Below are 3,070 nucleotides of genomic sequence, written 5' to 3' on the forward strand. Positions count from 1 at the left end.
GGCGGATCTTCCGCAAAGCACGGGTCAGCCCCAACCGACTCACGTCAATCACCAAAGCCGTCCTCACCCTCGAGAGACGACGCTGAAGATCCTTAAGAAGACCCAAACATGATCGTCTTACGAGCTCTAAGGGGGAGAAACGCCTGCCGTGAGCAGCCAAGCTTGCGCCAACTGATGTTGAGGCTTGGTAGTTCCCATACAGCAGTCAGGCCGCATGCGTGACGATCCCATTCGGGACGTTGAGCATGGAAGGATGCGGAACCGACAGGGCCCCCGGCCGTCGGCGCGATGAGAGTGAGATCGCCACGCAAACGACCAGGGTCCCTGCCCTGTCACACCCCAGCCAACCAGGCCATTTCACCCTTCCGGCACAGGATGAAAGAGGTCCACTGGACTGAATTCCTTGGCCGAGTCGTCACAGACGCGGGATCGGCGCCCATTCAGACAGACCGGGCGACCCTGACCAGGAAGCAGCTCTGTCAAGTTACCCTGCAATCCAACTCGCCACCCTCGCCGCCAGACAGGAAACGGAATTATTCCCCTTCACCGAAGACGATATCTCCGACGGCTTCCAGGTCGACAACTGAGATGTGAGGGCAATTCCATCCTCTCGCCTCCGCCCTCTTCGTGAATTCGGGATCGATTTCAATGTTGTAATTCTCTACGAAATACCAGAGGTCTGAGTACCAGAGCCACTCTCCGTCCGTACGGAGAGAGAGTTCACCGATTACTTTGTTTTTTGGATCCAGAACGTCATGTGCAGCCCGCCCGCTCATTGCCAACACCGCCCCTCCGGTGAGGTATTTCACCAGACCAGCTACGCACCCCTTTTGTCCTCTATTTATAGACTCTTTCAGGCTAGGACCGGCGGGGTTCCCGTGGGGAAGTTCGCGAAAATTTCCCACGAATTGGGGTGATTTTGCCATGTGTGCAATATACCACGAAGGCTTGATAGTCGCGTACCGAAGGCTCGCGGCCATCAAGCGGTGGGCTTACTGGTCGTTTACATTTCCTCCGGGTCGGAACATTCTCCACTCCCCCGTGGGCCAAGTGACTTCAGCACTGACCCTCAGAACCCCATTTGGACGTATCCATACTGTTGCGCTGGGTGCGACAACCGGCACTCCAAGAGAATTTGCGAGGTACTGAGCGGCGGTGGCTCCATCGCAACCTGTATCGCAGGAAATTAGCCTGATTGGGCCCCCCTTATAGCTTGGGTCGTTTCGAATTCTTGCCGCAAGAAAACGATGACTGTAGGTCTGACCGTCGATGGTGTCAGCAAATGCGTGCGGATTTCCGTGTACGGCCACGTCGTGGTAGCCCTCCTTAGGGAGAGCATTCTTCGCATATTCCCCCATGGTATCTGTTGTAAAAATTGTCTGGCCGGTTCTCTTCCCGGCTGCCAAGGTCACCGCTACGCCCGTCGTTACACTGCCGGCGGCAGGTCCTGAGGCGACGTCGGCGGCTGCTTCGGCACATACAACCCAGGCCGCCAAACATGACGGTCCAGCAACGGCTGCGACCGGAGCGACTGCTACGGCTACTGCGGCTGCGACGAAGACCCCGAGAACCACCTTCTGCCACGTGGCGAGAGGGCCACGATCGACACCCAGGCTCACCCGGGGGTTGTAGTTCGGGTTACTCCCCATCGCATATCCAGTGAAGGGCTTTCCTTCCTTCTTGACCGGAATGGGGTCAGGGCCCTTGGTGAAGTACTCGACCTTAGACCTTGTCTCACGTGGCGATCTTGGCGAGCTTCTTGTAGCAGGTCATGACTGCGGCAAGCCCGAGGAAGGCGAGGAAGTGACTGCCCTTGCGTTCATAGCGGACGGTCAGCCGCCGGTATCCGAAGAGCCAGGAGATCGACCTCTCGATCTTCCACCGGTGCCTTCCGAGGCGTTCGGAGGACTCCACGCCCGGCCGGGCGATCCGTGGAGTGATGTGGCGTTCGCGCAGCCACGCCAGGTTGCCGGCCGAGTGGTACGCCTTGTCGGCCCGGACCTTGTTGGGGTTTCGCCGACGGGGGCCGCGGCGTGAACGGACGGCCGGGATCCCGAGGATGAGCGGGCGAAGCGCTTGGACGTCATTGACGTTCGCGGCGGACACCCCGACGACCACGGGCAGTCCCTGCGCGTCGGTCAGAACGTGCAGTTTGCTACCCGCTTTGCCTCGGTCGACCGGATTCGGCCCCGTCAGCTGACCCCCCTTTTCGCGCGCACCGAGGCGGCATCGACGATCACAGAGCTCCAGTCGAGTCCGCCACGTGCTCCGATCTCGTCCAGAACAGTCCGGTGCAGCCGACGCCACACTCCGGATGCGGTCCAGACGGAGAACCTCCGGTGGGCCGTCGCCGGCGATACTCCGAAGGTCGGTGGCAGAAATCGCCATGCGCACCCGCTGGTCAGCACGTACATGACGGCCGTGAAGACGGCACGTTGGTCGATCGGCGCGGTGCCACCGCCCTGCGGGCGCGAGCGGAAGGACGGCAGTACCGGCTCGACCAAAGCCCATAGATCATCCGGTACAAGTCGCTGCGACAGATCCCCATCCATGAACGATCATGATGCCGCTGCCGGCGGCTCCGGCGACGGTCGGTGCAGGCGTTGGGCTGATTGACCCCGCACCTCAGAATGTGCGCATGGCTCCACTTTCCATCGACCCGCGCCCGCTGAATGCCGATGAGCGCGCAGTGCTTGAACACATCCTGTCGGCGGAGTTTGTTGGCGCGTCGCAACTGCGGAGTCAGCTGGATCGCACCGAGGTGGTCGCCGTTTGGGGGCCCGACTCCGTGAGCGTCGACCTACAGGTCCGGGAGCCTTGCGAGCACGCAGCACTGCCCAAAACACTCGTGCCCGTAGACGCGCACGTCCATGGCCCGTCCGGCGCCTATGTCGGCGAGATCCTCGTCTGGACGGACCGGGGAGCCACGCTCGCAGCACTGGAGTTCGCCTGGGTCACCGACGAGATGCCCACATCTCTCCCGGCCATCGTGGACGGCCACCTCTGCTGGCCAGCCTGACAGGCGGTCCTCCTGAGTGCTCGTGGTCCCGCAGCGGGCAAGACCGCCACG

The 3,070-nt window shown here is 61.5% G+C and carries 3 protein-coding genes and 1 pseudogene; 2 read left to right on the forward strand and 2 right to left on the reverse strand.

All coding sequences use genetic code 11. The annotated features are described in order from the left end of the window. Positions 1–86 (forward strand): annotated as a pseudogene (locus AB0E19_RS37195) (IS5/IS1182 family transposase); the annotation flags it as partial. Between the two features lie 447 nt (positions 87–533). On the opposite strand, the gene AB0E19_RS37200 reads toward AB0E19_RS37195, so the two are convergent. Beyond that, a complete protein-coding gene (locus AB0E19_RS37200; protein WP_362189212.1) occupies positions 534–926 on the reverse strand; it encodes a hypothetical protein in 393 nt (130 codons plus the stop codon). 808 nt (positions 927–1,734) lie between these two features. Next, positions 1,735–2,552 (reverse strand): IS5 family transposase gene (locus tag AB0E19_RS37205; protein WP_362189215.1). Its coding sequence is split into 2 segments (ribosomal slippage): positions 1,735–2,202 and positions 2,205–2,552, totalling 816 coding nucleotides; the frame shifts between segments, so codons are not numbered across the junction. Between the two features lie 86 nt (positions 2,553–2,638). Here AB0E19_RS37205 and AB0E19_RS37210 point away from each other — a divergent pair. Then, positions 2,639–3,019 (forward strand): hypothetical protein, encoded by a 381-nt coding sequence (locus AB0E19_RS37210; RefSeq protein WP_362189218.1) that lies wholly within the window; start codon positions 2,639–2,641, stop codon positions 3,017–3,019. Positions 3,020–3,070 lie beyond the last annotated feature (51 nt).

The sequence above is a fragment of the Streptomyces sp. NPDC047974 genome (genome assembly GCF_040653375.1).
GTDB lineage: Bacteria > Actinomycetota > Actinomycetes > Streptomycetales > Streptomycetaceae > Streptomyces.